Source organism: Dolichospermum sp. UHCC 0352, assembly GCF_009711925.1.
In the GTDB taxonomy this organism is placed as follows: domain Bacteria; phylum Cyanobacteriota; class Cyanobacteriia; order Cyanobacteriales; family Nostocaceae; genus Dolichospermum; species Dolichospermum lemmermannii.
Genome location: NZ_VIKY01000231.1, coordinates 1 through 15,281 on the forward strand (window position 1 = coordinate 1; position 15,281 = coordinate 15,281).

Consider the following 15,281-nt stretch of genomic DNA (forward strand, 5'->3'; position numbering starts at 1 on the left):
AGTTCCCTCCCCTTTACAAGGGGAGGGTTAGGGTGGGGTAAAAAATATTTGATACATCAACCATAACTTTTCAAACACCCTCTGATTTAAATAATAAGACTATGTTTACTATTCAACCTTCCTACTTGCAAAGTCTCCTAAATGTTGGTATCCGTGTCCTGGCTTGGGGAAGTTTTATCGGAGTTCCTCTAGTGCTATCTGGACAAGCTGCTCAAGCACAATCCTTAAATTTGATTCCTGGTATTGTGGAACTGGAGACCGAACGTGGTCAGGGAAAAGGTGTATTTACCATCAGAAATGTTAGCACCACTTCCCCTGTGCGCGCTCGACTCTATGCCGAACCCTTTTCCTATACGGATTTAGGATTACGTCCAGAACCTAACAGCAAAGCCGACCTGACACCCTATCTGGTGTTTTCTCCTCGTGAGTTAACACTTAATCCAGGACAATCCAGACAGGTGCGACTTGTGACTCGTATTCCCGAAAAGATAACTGATAAAGAGTATCGGGCAGTTGTGTATGTTGAATCCTTGACTGAGTCCCCTACTAATCCCAATGTACCTAAGAATGTCGCGGTTTCCCAAATGGGACTTGTTACTAGAATTGGGGCAACGGTTTATGCTCGTCAAGGTAAGGTTGCTCCTAGTCTAAAGGTTATGGGGGCTAACTATGATCCTAAACAAAGACAAATATTGCTGAATGTAGAAAATACTGGTAACGGCTCGACTCGTCCCCATATTGAATGGACACTGAAACAGGGAGATAAGGAAGTTGTGAGCCGAGTCAATGGACCTGCTTCAATAGTATCGGAAAGTAGTCGTAAATTCCCGATTAATTATCCAGCCAAGAATGAAAAACCTTTGTCGGCTGGTGCTTATAATCTTTCTGGAAAACTTGTTTGGGTAAATAAAGGTTGGGCGCTAAATTCCGAGACCAATCAAAATGTTGTTCCTTTTAATTTTTCCTTGACGGTACCTGGTAAATAATCCCTGGGGTGTAAATTCAAAATGGGCGGTTAGAAACTGCGTCTACACAGGCAAAATCCTTGATTCTTCCGAAGTTTAGATTTTCCATGACCTCGTGAAAGTCCATCTCTCAATAATGTTGAATGTAAAAAGCGGTTTTCATCCAGTTTTAGATGGACATTGGGTTAAAAGTTTTTAGATTTTACTCGGCTTGTACATCTGTTTTCGCCTTAGTATTAATTTCTGCTCCTGCCGTATTTGGAAAAACTCCAGGTCAGTCTCCTACAACGGAAGAGGTTAAAAAGTTCAGTGAAACGGTAGAGTTTTTGCGGGTTACAGATATAGAAAAATCAACCCAATCTCAACCTACTATAAACTTTATCCAGGCGGTGGATTTAGAACAAGCAAAACCAGTCTCAAGAAAATTTGATGATCAATTCCCCATTAATGAGCAAAAAATTGAGTTTTTACCGGTAACAGATATAGAAAAGCCGATTCCACCAAAAACCTCTAATAAACCACTAAATATTACTCAGTCTCCCCCGTCTGCCAACTCATTAATTCCTCCCATTGACCCTAAAAGTGTTACTGCTCAATGGGGCATTTTGCCAATTGGGATTTTAGTAGATGGCCGTGGGGTTGTCAAAAGTGCCTTGGTACGGGGGACTGAAGATGGTTCTCAGGCAATTCAATTTGATGATTGGCTTGTTCCTTATGAGGTAATAATTAAGGCATTGAATATTCGGGTGACTAATTTGCCTAATGGTCAGGTACAATTGCGATCGCCGACAGTCGTATTCGACCTTGATCTTAGTCGTCTCAGACTCGACCCCGAAATAGGCGCTGTTCTATCTATCCGTGATGTTAAAGACTGGTTTGGCATTACTCCAGAATTTGACATCGATAATTATGCTATCCAAATCAAATATCCTCGCACCAACCAATCAGTCCTCAGCAAGGCCACCGTTGAGCCACCCATTGACCTCACTAATATTCCCTATATTTTTGCCCCTTCATTCACTGTCACCACCATAAATAATCAACAATCTGCCCAAAGTTTCCGTTCCCGTGCCACTCAAAATCGAACAGTTACTAGTAGCGGTAGCTTATTAGGAGGAGCATGGCTTCTCAGTCTCAATGAAACTCAAACCGAAAATGACAACAGTTGGAGATTGGGTTCAGCCAGCTATACTCTTCAAAAAGACTCTACAGACCTATTTGTAGGCTCACAATCCCCCTTTTGGCGTAGCACCAGTCCCAATCCCTTTTGGGGTGTAACCACAGTCCAACGCTGGGGATTGACCATGTCCCCAGAGAATGGTGGAGCAGCACAAGCTCGTGTCCAACCATCGCGTTTTGGTCAAACAGTCCGAGGGAAAGCTGCTCCAGGAACTTTAGTCCAGTTACTTTCTCGCTATGATAAGCAGGTTTTTGCAGAGGTTTTAGTTGATGAATCAGGAGAGTACAGCTTTAACGATATCATTTTCTCTGAGGTGCGATTACTGTTATACGCCCAAGGGAAATTGACATCTAAACCAGAAGAAAGAATCCTTCAACTCCCAATTGTTATTGGACAATTACCTCATAAAGCTTCCGCCCTAATTGTATCAGTCGGGACAGGACGTAATAATTCTGGTAATAACAACGAGTTTTTAGGTAGCTTTACTGATTTGCGTGCAGCCGCAAGTTACCGTTATGGAATATCTCAAGAATTGACCTTAGGAGTGGGTGGTAGTTATGAAGATGGTTTTCGGGGCTTAACAGAGTTATTTTTTCAACCCGAAAATACTCCTTTACAAATTACAGCTTCAGCTTTAACGCCAACACCTCAAAGAGACTGGGAAATTAACGCAAATATTCGCTACAATCCTAACTCCAAACTCCAGGTAAATCTAGCTACAGATTTGCAAGGTAGCCGCCTGAGAATTAATCAAAATATTTTACCCAATTTATCGGTATTTAGTAATTTTAATTATGACTACAGTGCTAATTCGCCTTTTAGGTACAATATCGGTACAAAAGCTAGTTTATCAGGACGAAAATTTTCTGCTTCTCTAACTCTGGAACGGGATAATGTGAGTAACCTACAATGGAATTTCACTGCCAGAAAAGATAATTTTGAACTCAAACACTTTCGTAATGACTTCAGTACCCAAACTAGCCTTATTTATGATATTTTAGATAACTCTACGTTAAAGGAATACAATTCTTATAGTTCTCTAGTTTTAAATTATCAAACCCTTGCCCCAATTAGTTCCACCAGTTCCACAGGTAATTCTTTATTATCTCTAAGTTGGCGGTTTAAGCCTAATAAGTCTAAGTTCGAGATAGATTTAGGCTATAGCATTGGCTCAGAAGGATCGGGATTTATTACTAATTTTGCCCATGAAATCTTTTCTGGTTTATTTTTACAAGCTAATTATAGTAATATTGGTTTAGGATCAAATGCAGATAGATTTAGGCTTTCCCTTGCATCTTGCTTTGACTTCAAACGTGGTTTTTGTTTAAATGATTCTTTCCAGGCTAGACCCAGAGTGGATAACGGTATTCTTTTTAAACCATTTTTTGATAAGAATAACAATGGCATTAAAGAGCCGACAGAGCCTTTAATTCTCAAGAACTCAGGTTCACTTTTAATTGTCAATAACAAGCCTGTTTTCCAATATCGATCAGAAGTTACCGATAATGGGATTATTGCATCCCTAAAACCAGGAATGTATCGCCTGGATTTAGATCTTTCTGGTTATCCTTTAGATTGGTCTCCTACTAAAAATACGGCTGTGGCGATTGAAGTTGTGGCGGGAGGTTTTACAGAAGTTGTTATTCCCTTTGCTAGATCCTACACCCTATCGGGAACTGTGACTGATGCTAAGGGAAAAGTTGTCTCTGGTGCTAGGGTTGAAGCTGTATCTTCTACTTCTAATCACAGGGTTTTTTCTATTACGGGTAGTGGTGGGATGTATTATCTAGAGGGATTAATTGACCGTAAGTATAATCTTTTGATCAATAATATTCCAGCAGAACCAAAAACAATAGATTTAAGTGAATCCTCTGAACCTTATCAACAGCTAAATTTACGACTTAGTCCGTCAGTGGAAAAAAACCTGTTGTAGTGGTGTCAATAGCCGCGCGACCTTTGTATGAATATATTTATCACGGTGGACGAGATACTGAGAGTTTTTACACTTTTACTTCTCAACGCAGTGAGCGGCTAACTGAAGCGGGCATTCATCGCTGGTGGAAAAACATTAAAGCACAAGCAAATGTTGAAGAGTGGGAACTTATCCATGATGTAACTTTTCATGATCTGCGACATGATTTCGCTCACCGAGCGCGTGAAGCCGGAGCGTTTATGTTTGCGAGCCGCAATAGTTAGGTACACTGAGCCAACTTTGAAAAATTCAAGCAGTTACCAATTGAGTTAAATGCTTGAGAATACGCAGCACGTCGTACAATTCATTTCCAGGATTACGCATTAAAAAACCTTTTGATAAAGCATAACGGGGTGGTTTTCCTTTTACTAATTTCACAAAAATAAACTCGCTACCTGTGGCAATCATCCCAAAACTGGGTTTATCAGGATAGGGATTACCTAACATATAAGAGAGAATTTGTGCGAGTCCTTCTTCAATAGAAAAAGAAGCTTTTTTTGATTCAATAATCATCACCCAGAATTGGTCTTTTAAAACTAAAATATCCATTCTGCCTTTGATGATTACGTCTTCATCTGGTACGGCAATATCTATAGATTCTTCTGATTTTACATAAAAGGGAGATAGGTAAAAATCACCGATAAAAAGTATCGGATCTACAACTGCCATGCGGACAACATCTTCTAGTAATGGCGGATAATTGAGAAGATTCAAGTAACCAGCTTTTATTTTGTTTAAAAGTTGTTTATCTAAATCTGTAAGTTCTGGTAATTCTTCTTGCCATTCCCAAAATAATTGTCCATCTAAAACTAACTCAATGCCAAAATTATCAATTAAGTAGCGTAAATCAATATCTCTCGCTTGGAGTGTTTGTGTCATAATTTGGGAATTGGTGATTGGTGATTGGGAATTGGTGATTGGTAAAATTTAACTCCTATTATATTATATAAATATTTACCGGAACTTCTTATGGCGAGGAACAATGACTATTACCTGTCATGGCGAGGAACAATCATTGGTGACAAGTTAAGGAAAAGGGGAAATTGTCAAGGGGGTATTTGCAGAGGTCAATAATCATGGGAAACTCAATATAGACAAGCAATTGAGCGAATTAAAACTATCTCTGATTTAGTAACTTGGTTAAATCGGCATGAAAATTAATTAAGTGGGTTATCTTTTATCTATTTCTCTTTGCGTCTTTCCGTGAGAAAAACCCAAAATCAAGATCCCCGACTTCTTTGATCAATTTTGTTATTTATCAAATTGAATTTGTAGAAGTCGGGGATCTAAAAACTTCTAAAAATCTTCATCATCAACAAAAAACTCCGCATCTTCATCTATTCTAGATTGCGACTCCCCCAACCCCCAGAGAGGTTGCAAAACTGCTGTACCTAACAAACCCACAGCCACAGCAAAAGCCAACATCAACCCCAAGGGAATTTGGATTGATTGAAAACCCAAAAACCGTAAAGATACAGGAGTAGCATTTTGGACGGAAATGAGAGCGATCGCTACTACCCAAATAGCTATAATTAGTAATATTAAAAAATTCGCCAATATTTTCAAAATCATAACTTAAAAATATAAACGTTGCCAAAAATGTAGAGACGTTCCATGGAACGTCTCTACACTGTCTATGCTAACTTAGCAATTTCAGCTTCCATGAATTTAGCAATCTGACTAAGTTTTTCTGGTGAGTTAGTTTCCATATACACTCTCACCAAAGGTTCTGTTCCAGAAGGACGCAGCAACACCCAGCTACCCTCTTCTAAATACAGTTTAATACCATCTTTCCTTCCCACCTCTTTCACCGCAATTCCTGCCACTTCTGACGGCGGATTTTGGGTATAGGAATCAATCACGGCAACTTTGTGATCTTCCGTCAGGTGTAAATCCAAGCGATTGTTATACAAAGGACCATCAGCTTCAGCGATCGCTTCCTGTACCAACTGACTTAAAGGCTTACCTTCATAAGCGATCGCCTCAGCCACCAGCATATCTGCTAAAACCCCATCTTTTTCAGGAATATGGCCAATGATACTTAAACCACCGGATTCTTCTCCACCAATCAAAACAGCGGTTTCCCGCATTTTCTCACCAATGTATTTAAAACCTACCGCAGTTTCATAAATTTGCAAGCCATACTTAGCAGCAAAATTATCTAATAAATGCGTAGTTGCCACAGTCCTAACAATTGCACCGCTCTTACCCTTGTTTTTAATCAAATGCCGTGCTAGAACTAACAGCACTGTATTGGGAGTGAGAACGTTACCTTGTTCATCAACAATACCAAAGCGATCGCTATCACCATCGGTAGCCAAACCCAAATCCGCATGATCAGCTTTCACCGCTGCCACCAACTCAACTAACTGTTCCCCTTTGGGTTCAGGCATACCACCACCAAAAAGCACATCTCGCCAATCGTGGAAACTTTCTAATTGACAACCACAGTGTTGCAAGACTTCATCTAAATATCCCCGTGAGGTAGAATAAAGGGCATCATACTTGACCTTTAAATTTGCACTTTTGATTTTTTCCACATCCAACAAGGTGTAGATAAAATTCAGATAATCGGGCTTTGGATCAAAAGTAGAAATTGTCCCAGATGGGTTACTTCCAGGTAACTCATCCGATGCTGTTTCTATGTTGGCGACAATAGTATCAGTAATTTCTGGAGTTGCAGGACCTGCATAATCGGGAATATATTTAATCCCACAATAGGGTGCAGGATTATGACTAGCAGTAAACATCAAAGCCCCTGCGGAGTTGAGCAGACGCGCATTGTAGGCAATTACTGGAGTGGGACAATCCCGATCAGTAATTTTCACATTCCAGCCCAAATCCGCCAAAACTGCGGCAGATGCCTGGGCGAACTCGTCAGCTAAAAACCGTGTATCGTAGGCAATTAAAACAGGTTTGTCTTTACTATAGGCAGTTTCCAGATAACTAGCGATCGCCCTGGTTACTTTCCGTACATTGGGAAAAGTAAAATCATCGGCAATAATTCCGCGCCAGCCGTCAGTCCCAAACTTGATTTTACCGGAATTGCTAGGGTTACTCATATTGCCACTCTCTCCCGTGCATGATTATTGCTATTTACTATTAGGAAGCATCCCGCAAAGCTGTGGAACAGCCACTAAGCCGCAAGTATCCCCAAAGTAATTTCTCTCACTCTACATGAGCAATGTCAACCCCCGATAGACCCTTTGTTAGTTACCACCTTTGGTCTTTATTTGCCCCCAGCCGGGGACAGGAACATTGGCATTGCCAAATGAGAAGAGGATTTATCAAAGCGCGACAGCATGAACCCCAAGTTAAAGCTTTATTGACAACAGCTACCCCACCCCAGCGCATTGGCATTCTTGCCCAAAAAGGCGTATATGAGTTTCATCATCACCTGCATTGGTTAACTCAGGTTGATGGTGTGGAAAAAGTGGCGAGGTTATTGGGATTGAGTCAGACTCATGAAACTGTTAAATATCGGGTATTGCAAATTTTAAGAAAATATCAAAATGCCCCTTTATTATTAGGTAAGCGGATTCTGGAATTAACTTCCGGTGATGAAGGTTTTCCTAAACCGATTGTGATTGAAAAACAAGATTATTGCTTTCGGTTATATGCCGCTATGGACTGTATATTTATTGAGTCTGATAGCACCTTACATATTTTAGATTTTAAAACGGGTAGATCGGCTTTTGACCACAGACAAGCATTAGTTTATTTACTTGCAGCCCGTTATCTTTATCCTGGCAAACCCGCAGTTGCATCTTTTTATAATTTGGAAGTTTGTAAAAAATCGGAATTAATTACTATTAGTAATAGTGAGTTTAAAGCTTTAGAATCTGAGTTAGCAAATATTGCCCATCAACATCAAGAAGATTTGCAACAATATGAAGCTAAAAATAGCAACTTCAGTCAAATATTTCCCCCAAATCCCGGCAACCATTGCCGTTTTTGTGCTTTTAATTCTATCTGTGAATTTGCTGATTTAAAACTACCAAAATCCTATTCCATGCCAATTACAAAATCTCATCCTTCTCCCACATCTTCGTGAGTCGTACTTTGGTGATTTGGGCTTTGGCTAGTTGTTGTATGGGACGGTTGGTGATTTGGAGGGTTATGCTACCGGAGAAAAAATTTCTATGCCCAATTAGAAAATAAACCTTAATTACGGGTATTATATGGTTGAGGCATTTCTTTTATTCATACTGTAAATGCCCATTTTTTAATTTCTGGAGCTATTCAATGTCAATTTACGTCGGTAATTTGTCCTATCAAGTCGGAGAAGAAGACCTCAAGCAGGTTTTTGCAGAATATGGAACTGTAAAAAAAGCTCAACTACCTATTGACCGAGAAACCGGACGTGTCCGGGGTTTTGGCTTTGTAGAAATGAGTTCAGATGAAGAAGAAGAAGCAGCAATTGCTGCACTTGATGGTTCTGAATGGATGGGACGCAGCTTGAAAGTTAATAAAGCTAAACCCAGAGAAGATCGTGGTGGTGGTGGACGGGGTGGCGACGGTGGCGGCTATTCTCGCCGTTACTAAGTTTGAACATCCACAATAAATCATAATTTTATCAAGACACACAAAATATGTGTCTTTTTTAAGTCCTATGGCGGATTTTATCTCAGTGCTGATATTATAGTTAAAGAACAAGTCAAATTTTTAGTGTTCGGAGCTATTCAATGTCAATTTACGTCGGCAATTTATCCTATGAGGTTACGGAAAATGACCTAACTGGGGTTTTCGCAGAATATGGAAAAGTGAAGAGAGTCCAACTACCCACTGACCGGGAAACTGGTCGGAAAAGAGGTTTTGCCTTTGTAGAAATGGAAAAAGAGGCAGAAGAAACAGCCGCAATTGAAGCACTTGACGGTGCTGAATGGATGGGACGTGGGTTAAAAGTTAACAAAGCTAAACCCAAAGAAGATCGTGGTGGTGGTGGTGGACGTGGTGGATATGGTGGTGGTGGACGCGACCGTTACTAAGTTTTGCCATTAAAACTCTAATTATCATATTTTTAGGACAGAGGAAATCTCTGTCTTTTTTTAATTTATACAGCACTTTCCGGTGTTATGAGGTACATATCCAACGGGCAAGACTTGTACTGAGCTTGTCGATAGCGCAGCGTGGCGTTAGCCATAGTATGCCCGCACTACAAGAGTTTCATAATTCAAGTTTGTACCTCATTAGAGCGAAATCTGCTATATATAACCGTTTCAATTCATGCTATTGTCCGATTTCTCAAATTTTCAGTAAACTTATATTTTAACAAAATCTCTTAAAGAATGATAAGTCAATACCACTGAAATTAATGCTAAACGCAATATTCAATTGTTCTAAAGTTTCCACTAACCAGCTAACAGAATTAGTGGTAGAGTTTTCATAGTGATTAAATAAAATTGCAAATTTTCCTTCTAAATGTGGTTTTACTTTCCGACAAATCAGGACAATTTTTAATAATAAACCCATTGTGGGGACTGTTCCTTGATTACTAATCAAATCCAAGAACACAAAATGCTGTGGTGATGATTTGTTATGAACAACTAAAAAGTTTAATAAATTACCACAAGTTCTCATCAATAATAAATCATTAACTTTTTGTTCATCTGCTTGAGGCAAAATATTTTGTAAATATTTATATAGTTTTTGATTAAATTGTTTTTTTCCGTAGGAGTTATCTACGGAAGATATTAAATATTCATATAAATCATTTTTAAAATTGCGGAAATTTGCAGCTTGTCCGCCGTATTTTATGAATTGTTGGGCTGATTCATGATATGTATTACCATGTTCGACTTTACCAACAAAATACTTTAAGGTGGTATATAATTCACTATCAGTTAACAATGTCGGATTATTTACCGGGCGCAAAATTCGATTAGCTTCAGCCGTTGTCGTGTTTTGCAACATCTGAATTCGCCGCACTTTATAAGTGACATATTGTGATAAATAAATTTCAAATTTATTTTGTACCTGTGATTGAAAATGTCTCACAGTTTCTTTTTGTTCAAAGGTAGAGTCTTCAGTCATTAAATAATGTTCATATAGATAAGGATAACGGCGAATTAAGGTCATTAGTGGTTGATCATCTCGTCTCTTCGCTAGAGGATAAGTCTCATTTACTACCTGAGTAAATCGTTGTAAAATTAAATACTGTTCGCTGCCAACAAACTGTTTGATTAATTCACGGAGACGGCTAATTTCGCGGTAACGTAAATTATTAACTTTATAAGTAGTAGGTATAGTATTAAATAAACTTATTAAATCAGAAATTGCCCTATGTAGTAGGGGGTTCATGTGCCAGTAGTTGATGAGAATATGACAACACCGATTCAGAAAAAACTTAAATTCTTCAGGTGCGGTCTTAGATGCGGTAATTTTGTCTAAAATTGGCAAAATTTCTGGTTCAGGATAATTCGCTCTTTCAATAAATAGGGACCGAAATCTAGCCAACATTTGGTCGAGAGATTCTTTTTGCACTAACTTTAATAAGTGCTGATAGATTAACTGTTGTTCATGATAACAGTCATGATAGTAGTGATCATAGTTTAATTTATGTTTCATGATCAATTGATGTTCTAAGCGCTTTGGCGGTTGCTATAATTACTCATCTGTAACAGGTATGCTAATTGCTGAATAGGCAACTTTGGCAGCGGCTTGTTCAGCGGCTTTAATGGAGCGTCCTTTTCCTTGTCCTAACATTTTTTCATGTAGCCAAACTTCAGCAAAGAAGCGTTCATGAGTGCGGTGGGGTTGACTGACTTCCAAAACTCGATATTCTGGGAGAACTTTGAATTGGGCTTGAGTCCATTCTTGCAAAGCCGCTTTATAATTGAGTCTAGCAGGGTCAAGACGGATTTCTGTGGTTAGCTGTTGGAAATGGGGATCTAACCAAGGACGAATCAGGTTAAGATTTTGAGTGCTAAGGTAAAGCGCTCCGAGAACTGCTTCAAAAGAATCTGCTAATCGTGATTCTTGCCCGATATGATCAGCAGTAGCACTACCAGCCACCAATAAATATAATTCTAAACCATATTCTCTTGCTAGTTGGGCGAGAATGCGATCGCTCACTAAAACCGAACGAATAGCGGCAAAATCACCGACTGAGCAATCAGCATAATGTTCCCATAATACCTCAGCCGCCACGAGACGTACCACCGCATCGCCCACAAACTCTAGTTGTTCATAATTGGCGGTATCAGAGACGGTAGGATGAGTGAGAGCCAAGTCCAATAATTGCCACTTTATCGGTGAATCTAGTGACAAACCAAACTTTTGGACTAAACTTTCAAGCTGCCGTTGACGGCGGGGATAAACGCTGGACATTAGGTAAATGTGGAAAAAAGGGCTAATAACTCTTAACTTAGCATTAAATTATAAAGTATAAATACAAGTCTGTTTTTTGTTTAAAAACTTACTGTGTTAGCATTTTCATAACTTCAACTAGCTGCGGAATGTAGAATTAGCATAGAATACCATACAATAAAAACATAAAAGAAGAGATAGACTGACATTTATTCCTATTGTATCACTTGCATTAAATAAGCATTCAAACTTTCAGGGGTTTCAGCATAGCCATTAAATGCTGTAAGTGCTTGTTCATTGGTAAGTATAGGATGTGGACTGGTATAGTCATTATTAAAAGTGAAACTTAATTTTTCTGCAATGAACAATTTACTTTTACAAGAATCTCTTAAAATTAACCTTAAAAAGAGTAACACAAACCACATTTCATATTTTCATCGGAAAACCTTATAATGTTCACAATTAGTAAATTCTTCCATTTTATTATTTAAAATATCTGCTGTAATTTCTGGAGCATTTGGAAACTTTTGTTTAATTTTTTCCAAGTCATAATTTACCGAAACTGAGTCTAAAGTTAAATAAATAAAATCTTTGGGGAATTTATCATCTAGTTCTACACCTGTTTTTGTTCCTGTAGTATTTCTAATTTCTATCAAACAAGCATACCAAGCATTAAATAAAATTGTAGCTTGATGAAACTCTTCTTGTCTATCTTTAAAAAGAGTTAAACAAACTTGAAAATCTGGATCACTAACCTCTGATAAATGAAATTCATTTTTGATAATTTCTTTGAAAACATTTACTGAAACATAAAAATTTTCAATTGAATAACAAGATGTTTCAAATATTGGTGGGTTATGAGGTGGTAAAGGTTCATTAAAATCTCTATCAATGAAAAATGCTTTTTTGTACTTATCATATTCTCTATGAATAGTAATAAGTCGGTAAACTTCTAACACTTTCTCTCTACCACCACAATGGATAGGGTGATAATTATTAATAAAGTGCTTGATTCTTGGCACATAATAAGCATTATCTTTACCTTCAAAAAAACAAAATAAACCATCTTTATCTTGTCTTGTATGCAGGGCAAATTCTTGATAGGAAACCTGGGGTTTATCTCGACTCTGTTTGAGTTTATCTAAGTATGACATTAGGCTATAATCATTTCTGAAGGTTGAATATATTGGTCAAATCCAATAGCATATTTATCTAGTTCATTATCAAAAATAAATGGAGAGTGAGTTACTGCTAAAAGTAATTCGCATTTTCCTGAATTGATAATATCTGGAAGTAATTGTCGTTGCCAGATCATTGATAATGATAATTCCGGTTCATCAAAAAGTATAATAAATCTTTTGTTACTTTCAGAAAGGTATATTTTGGAAAATGTAGAAATAATTTGCTTTTCTCCAGAAGAAAGTTTACTCAAGTCAATTTCAGCATCAGTTTTTTTTGATTTGATAAATATTTTGATGGCACTTTCATCATAAAATACTCTTTTATTGATTAAATATTTATTACAAACGTCTTTAAATTTCTTCACCGAGTCATCTAATTCTTTTTGTTTATCATATATTTCTACTAATTTTTTTAAAATATAAGTTAGTGATGGATTTTCAAATGATTGATTTTTAACACTATTTCTAATTTCATTTTTATCATTTTCAGATAATTCTTTACCAACTCTTGCTAAAATAATTTCAATATCATTTTCATTAATTTTACTTAAAAAATTATTATCTGTGTGAGAAAATCCTTTTATTAATTGACTTAAAATTTCCGAAGTGATTTTAGAAAATCCTTCTTTTAAGAGTTTATCAATTTTACTTTCAATTTGAGTAAAACGTTTTTGCACATCATCCATTCCAAACTGAATCAGTGTATTTTCTTGATTTAAAATTTCATCATCATTATAACCTAAATTATGTAAATCTTCTTCAACCCGTCTATAAGTGGGAAAATACATAATCTCAGTATTTCCAATTCCTGATTCAATTTCTTTTTCACATTGACTAAAAAAAGGGTTGAATATGTCTACTCTTTTTCTCCCAATTTGTATAACAAAAGTACCGCGTTTTCTTGGTTCATAGATAGTTTTATAATCATCTGAAGTATAGACCAAATCTATTCTACTTTGTATAAATTTATTTTTTAAAATCTCAGTTTTAAAAAATAAATCCTGATAGCGACTTGGATGTGTAATTTGATGATTAACTTCATCCATAATTATAGGATTATCGTAAATTTCTTTAACCAATTCATCTACATAAAATTTAGTGATCTCGATAGATTTTCTATCATTAAATGATAAAACTAATCTATCAAATTTAAATTCACCAAGTTTAAAAAAATTTCTTGTCAAAGTATAATAAAAAAGATTTAAAACTTGAGTTTTGCCAATTCCATTTTCACCAACTAGTATTTTGATATTTTCATCAAAAGGAATGTGTATATCATCTGTTCCAAAAAGACCAGACACAGAAAAAGATTTTATATTACTTGTGTTCATTTTATTGTTCATATTATTACACATAAATATATTATATATCAAATGTTTGAAACTAGCTCTATTCAAAATTTCATTAGCTAAAATGTTTCAGTCTCTCTCATTTTCTGTAGTAATTGAAAAAACGAACTATGGAAAATAAAAAATCCATAATTCGCTTAAAAAGAGAGAGTCGGTAGTAAGCCGGGTTCTGTTCTCTTGCGAGGGCAGTTATCTATCTGGGATGCTTGTTACCAAACACCTCTAGCGGCTCTTTTTCAGCGGAACTGGTAAAAGACCAACCGTAGTTCCTTGTGGCCTTGCTCCCAACCGGGGTTTACCGAGCCAACGCCTCTCGACGCTGCTGGTGCGCTCTTACCGCACCTTTGCACCCTTACCAACCAATAAATTGACTGGCGGTATCTTTCTGTGGCACTATCCTCACGATCACTCGCACTGGACGTTATCCAGCAAGTCTGGTCTTTCGGGAGCCCGGACTTTCCTCAAACCAGTCTGAATGACTAATCTGCAACTGCCTACGCCTACTCTCTCTTTCTCTAGTTTACTTTTAATTACATGAAAATCGCAAGACTCAGATAGATTACTTTTTATTCCAAGGTAAAGCGTAGGTCCAAGGGATTTTTTTAATAGTAAAAGGACAATTAATAATTGACACTGGAGGAACATTTATTCCCGGTGCAATACCGGCTCTGATTTCTGAAATTCGCAATACAAGTTGTAAGGAAAATTCTAAATTTTTTTTGCCATCTAAAAAGTCTTTATATAACTTTTTATTCCCTTTAACTCCCGCTACATTAATTAAAGGTGAGGCTGGTTTATAGACTCCTGATTCTTTATCTCTTTGAAAAACATCTTCTGCGGTGACATTTTCAGAAATTGTCTTTTTAGGAGCAATAATTGTCGGAACTTGGGGTATAGCTAAATCGCGGGTTAAGTCAGGAGATTTGCGAATTACCCGCCGCGACTGCTTGCTATGTTCAACCACGAAAGAACTATTATCCCAGTCAACATATATGGCAATACTATCTGATTTATTTTCAACACTCATTGATAATTCTTTTAGATCAGTTTCCACTTTATCTAGTCCATAAGTACCTGTCTTGAAGGAAATACCCACTGTATCTTGGAGATTTTGTGCTTTTAATTGATCATCAACAGCACCTTTTTGGAAATCAACTTTTACTATATCGTCTATAGATGCAATCATGCGATTGATTGTCCAATAGACAACAAGTATATAAATCATCAAAATAATCAGATTTTGGTCGCCACTCTGCATTTTTATAACCCTGATTTTCTACCAATTTCAAAATTGTAACATAGTCTAAACTATGATTTTTATGATTT

The 15,281-nt window shown here is 37.1% G+C and carries 14 protein-coding genes and 1 other RNA gene; 6 read left to right on the forward strand and 9 right to left on the reverse strand.

The window, feature by feature from the left end; translation table 11 throughout:
• Positions 1 to 101 precede the first annotated feature (101 nt).
• The 3 genes from FJR06_RS16390 to FJR06_RS16400 all read left to right on the forward strand — a co-directional run bounded on the left by FJR06_RS16390 (position 102) and on the right by FJR06_RS16400 (position 4,341).
• The gene (locus tag FJR06_RS16390) at positions 102 to 986 is read left to right on the forward strand and encodes a P pilus assembly protein, chaperone PapD (RefSeq protein WP_168651825.1); all 885 of its coding nucleotides are present in this window, start codon (positions 102 to 104) and stop codon (positions 984 to 986) included.
• Positions 987 to 1,138: 152 nt separating this feature from the next.
• On the forward strand, positions 1,139 to 4,078 hold the full coding sequence (locus FJR06_RS16395; RefSeq protein WP_015083464.1) for a carboxypeptidase-like regulatory domain-containing protein: 2,940 nt from the start codon (positions 1,139 to 1,141) through the stop codon (positions 4,076 to 4,078).
• Positions 4,079 to 4,080: 2 nt separating this feature from the next.
• A complete protein-coding gene (locus tag FJR06_RS16400; protein WP_041458594.1) occupies positions 4,081 to 4,341 on the forward strand; it encodes a tyrosine-type recombinase/integrase in 261 nt (86 codons plus the stop codon).
• Between the two features lie 25 nt (positions 4,342 to 4,366).
• Here the strand turns inward: FJR06_RS16400 and FJR06_RS16405 are convergent, their stop codons facing one another.
• The 3 genes from FJR06_RS16405 to FJR06_RS16415 all read right to left on the reverse strand — a co-directional run bounded on the left by FJR06_RS16405 (position 4,367) and on the right by FJR06_RS16415 (position 7,179).
• Entirely contained in the window at positions 4,367 to 4,996 is a 630-nt protein-coding gene (locus FJR06_RS16405; protein ID WP_015083466.1) for a type I restriction enzyme HsdR N-terminal domain-containing protein, read from the reverse strand.
• A gap of 417 nt (positions 4,997 to 5,413) precedes the next feature.
• Complete coding sequence (locus FJR06_RS16410) at positions 5,414 to 5,689, reverse strand: lipopolysaccharide assembly protein LapA domain-containing protein (protein WP_174783492.1); 276 nt, start codon at positions 5,687 to 5,689, stop codon at positions 5,414 to 5,416.
• Between the two features lie 62 nt (positions 5,690 to 5,751).
• Complete coding sequence (locus FJR06_RS16415; RefSeq protein ID WP_015083468.1) at positions 5,752 to 7,179, reverse strand: phosphoglucomutase/phosphomannomutase family protein; 1,428 nt, start codon at positions 7,177 to 7,179, stop codon at positions 5,752 to 5,754.
• 122 nt (positions 7,180 to 7,301) lie between these two features.
• On the opposite strand from FJR06_RS16415, the gene FJR06_RS16420 reads away from it, so the two are divergent.
• The 3 genes from FJR06_RS16420 (at position 7,302) to FJR06_RS16430 (ending at position 9,105) form a co-directional block, all read left to right on the forward strand.
• Positions 7,302 to 8,171 carry a PD-(D/E)XK nuclease family protein gene (locus FJR06_RS16420; RefSeq protein WP_168651827.1) on the forward strand — a complete coding sequence of 290 codons (870 nt, stop codon included), beginning with the start codon at positions 7,302 to 7,304 and terminating at the stop codon, positions 8,169 to 8,171.
• A 191-nt stretch (positions 8,172 to 8,362) separates the two neighbouring features.
• A complete protein-coding gene (locus tag FJR06_RS16425) occupies positions 8,363 to 8,662 on the forward strand; it encodes an RNA-binding protein (protein ID WP_168651828.1) in 300 nt (99 codons plus the stop codon).
• Positions 8,663 to 8,802: 140 nt separating this feature from the next.
• Entirely contained in the window at positions 8,803 to 9,105 is a 303-nt protein-coding gene (locus FJR06_RS16430) for an RNA-binding protein (protein ID WP_168651829.1), read from the forward strand.
• A gap of 280 nt (positions 9,106 to 9,385) precedes the next feature.
• On the opposite strand, the gene FJR06_RS16435 is transcribed toward FJR06_RS16430, so the two are convergent.
• The 6 genes from FJR06_RS16435 to FJR06_RS16460 form a co-directional block, all read right to left on the reverse strand.
• The gene (locus FJR06_RS16435; RefSeq protein WP_015083472.1) at positions 9,386 to 10,684 is read right to left on the reverse strand and encodes a hypothetical protein; all 1,299 of its coding nucleotides are present in this window, start codon (positions 10,682 to 10,684) and stop codon (positions 9,386 to 9,388) included.
• Positions 10,685 to 10,723: 39 nt separating this feature from the next.
• Positions 10,724 to 11,446 carry a ribonuclease III gene (rnc, locus tag FJR06_RS16440; protein ID WP_015083473.1) on the reverse strand — a complete coding sequence of 241 codons (723 nt, stop codon included), beginning with the start codon at positions 11,444 to 11,446 and terminating at the stop codon, positions 10,724 to 10,726.
• Between the two features lie 413 nt (positions 11,447 to 11,859).
• Positions 11,860 to 12,579 (reverse strand): DUF4435 domain-containing protein, encoded by a 720-nt coding sequence (locus tag FJR06_RS16445; RefSeq protein WP_217359790.1) that lies wholly within the window; start codon positions 12,577 to 12,579, stop codon positions 11,860 to 11,862.
• Positions 12,579 to 13,937 carry an AAA family ATPase gene (locus FJR06_RS16450; RefSeq protein WP_148279143.1) on the reverse strand — a complete coding sequence of 453 codons (1,359 nt, stop codon included), beginning with the start codon at positions 13,935 to 13,937 and terminating at the stop codon, positions 12,579 to 12,581. The genes FJR06_RS16445 and FJR06_RS16450 overlap by 1 nt, the downstream gene beginning before the upstream one ends.
• A gap of 160 nt (positions 13,938 to 14,097) precedes the next feature.
• An RNA gene (gene rnpB / locus FJR06_RS16455) (RNase P RNA component class A) lies at positions 14,098 to 14,463 on the reverse strand.
• A gap of 51 nt (positions 14,464 to 14,514) precedes the next feature.
• Positions 14,515 to 15,213, reverse strand: a complete 699-nt coding sequence (locus FJR06_RS16460; RefSeq protein ID WP_015083476.1) for a hypothetical protein — start codon at positions 15,211 to 15,213, stop codon at positions 14,515 to 14,517.
• Positions 15,214 to 15,281 lie beyond the last annotated feature (68 nt).

Excerpts from the sequence above, each read along its gene's own strand:
- FJR06_RS16390 (WP_168651825.1), top strand. The coding sequence starts at position 102 with ATGTTTACTATTCAACCTTCCTACTTGCAAAGTCTCCTAAATGTTGGT.
- FJR06_RS16395 (WP_015083464.1), top strand. The coding sequence starts at position 1,139 with ATGGACATTGGGTTAAAAGTTTTTAGATTTTACTCGGCTTGTACATCT.
- FJR06_RS16405 (WP_015083466.1), bottom strand. The coding sequence starts at position 4,996 with ATGACACAAACACTCCAAGCGAGAGATATTGATTTACGCTACTTAATT.
- FJR06_RS16410 (WP_174783492.1), bottom strand. The coding sequence starts at position 5,689 with ATGATTTTGAAAATATTGGCGAATTTTTTAATATTACTAATTATAGCT.
- FJR06_RS16415 (WP_015083468.1), bottom strand. The coding sequence starts at position 7,179 with ATGAGTAACCCTAGCAATTCCGGTAAAATCAAGTTTGGGACTGACGGC.
- FJR06_RS16420 (WP_168651827.1), top strand. The coding sequence starts at position 7,302 with ATGTCAACCCCCGATAGACCCTTTGTTAGTTACCACCTTTGGTCTTTA.
- FJR06_RS16425 (WP_168651828.1), top strand. The coding sequence starts at position 8,363 with ATGTCAATTTACGTCGGTAATTTGTCCTATCAAGTCGGAGAAGAAGAC.
- FJR06_RS16430 (WP_168651829.1), top strand. The coding sequence starts at position 8,803 with ATGTCAATTTACGTCGGCAATTTATCCTATGAGGTTACGGAAAATGAC.
- FJR06_RS16435 (WP_015083472.1), bottom strand. The coding sequence starts at position 10,684 with ATGAAACATAAATTAAACTATGATCACTACTATCATGACTGTTATCAT.
- rnc (WP_015083473.1), bottom strand. The coding sequence starts at position 11,446 with ATGTCCAGCGTTTATCCCCGCCGTCAACGGCAGCTTGAAAGTTTAGTC.
- FJR06_RS16445 (WP_217359790.1), bottom strand. The coding sequence starts at position 12,579 with ATGTCATACTTAGATAAACTCAAACAGAGTCGAGATAAACCCCAGGTT.
- FJR06_RS16450 (WP_148279143.1), bottom strand. The coding sequence starts at position 13,937 with ATGAACACAAGTAATATAAAATCTTTTTCTGTGTCTGGTCTTTTTGGA.
- FJR06_RS16460 (WP_015083476.1), bottom strand. The coding sequence starts at position 15,213 with ATGCAGAGTGGCGACCAAAATCTGATTATTTTGATGATTTATATACTT.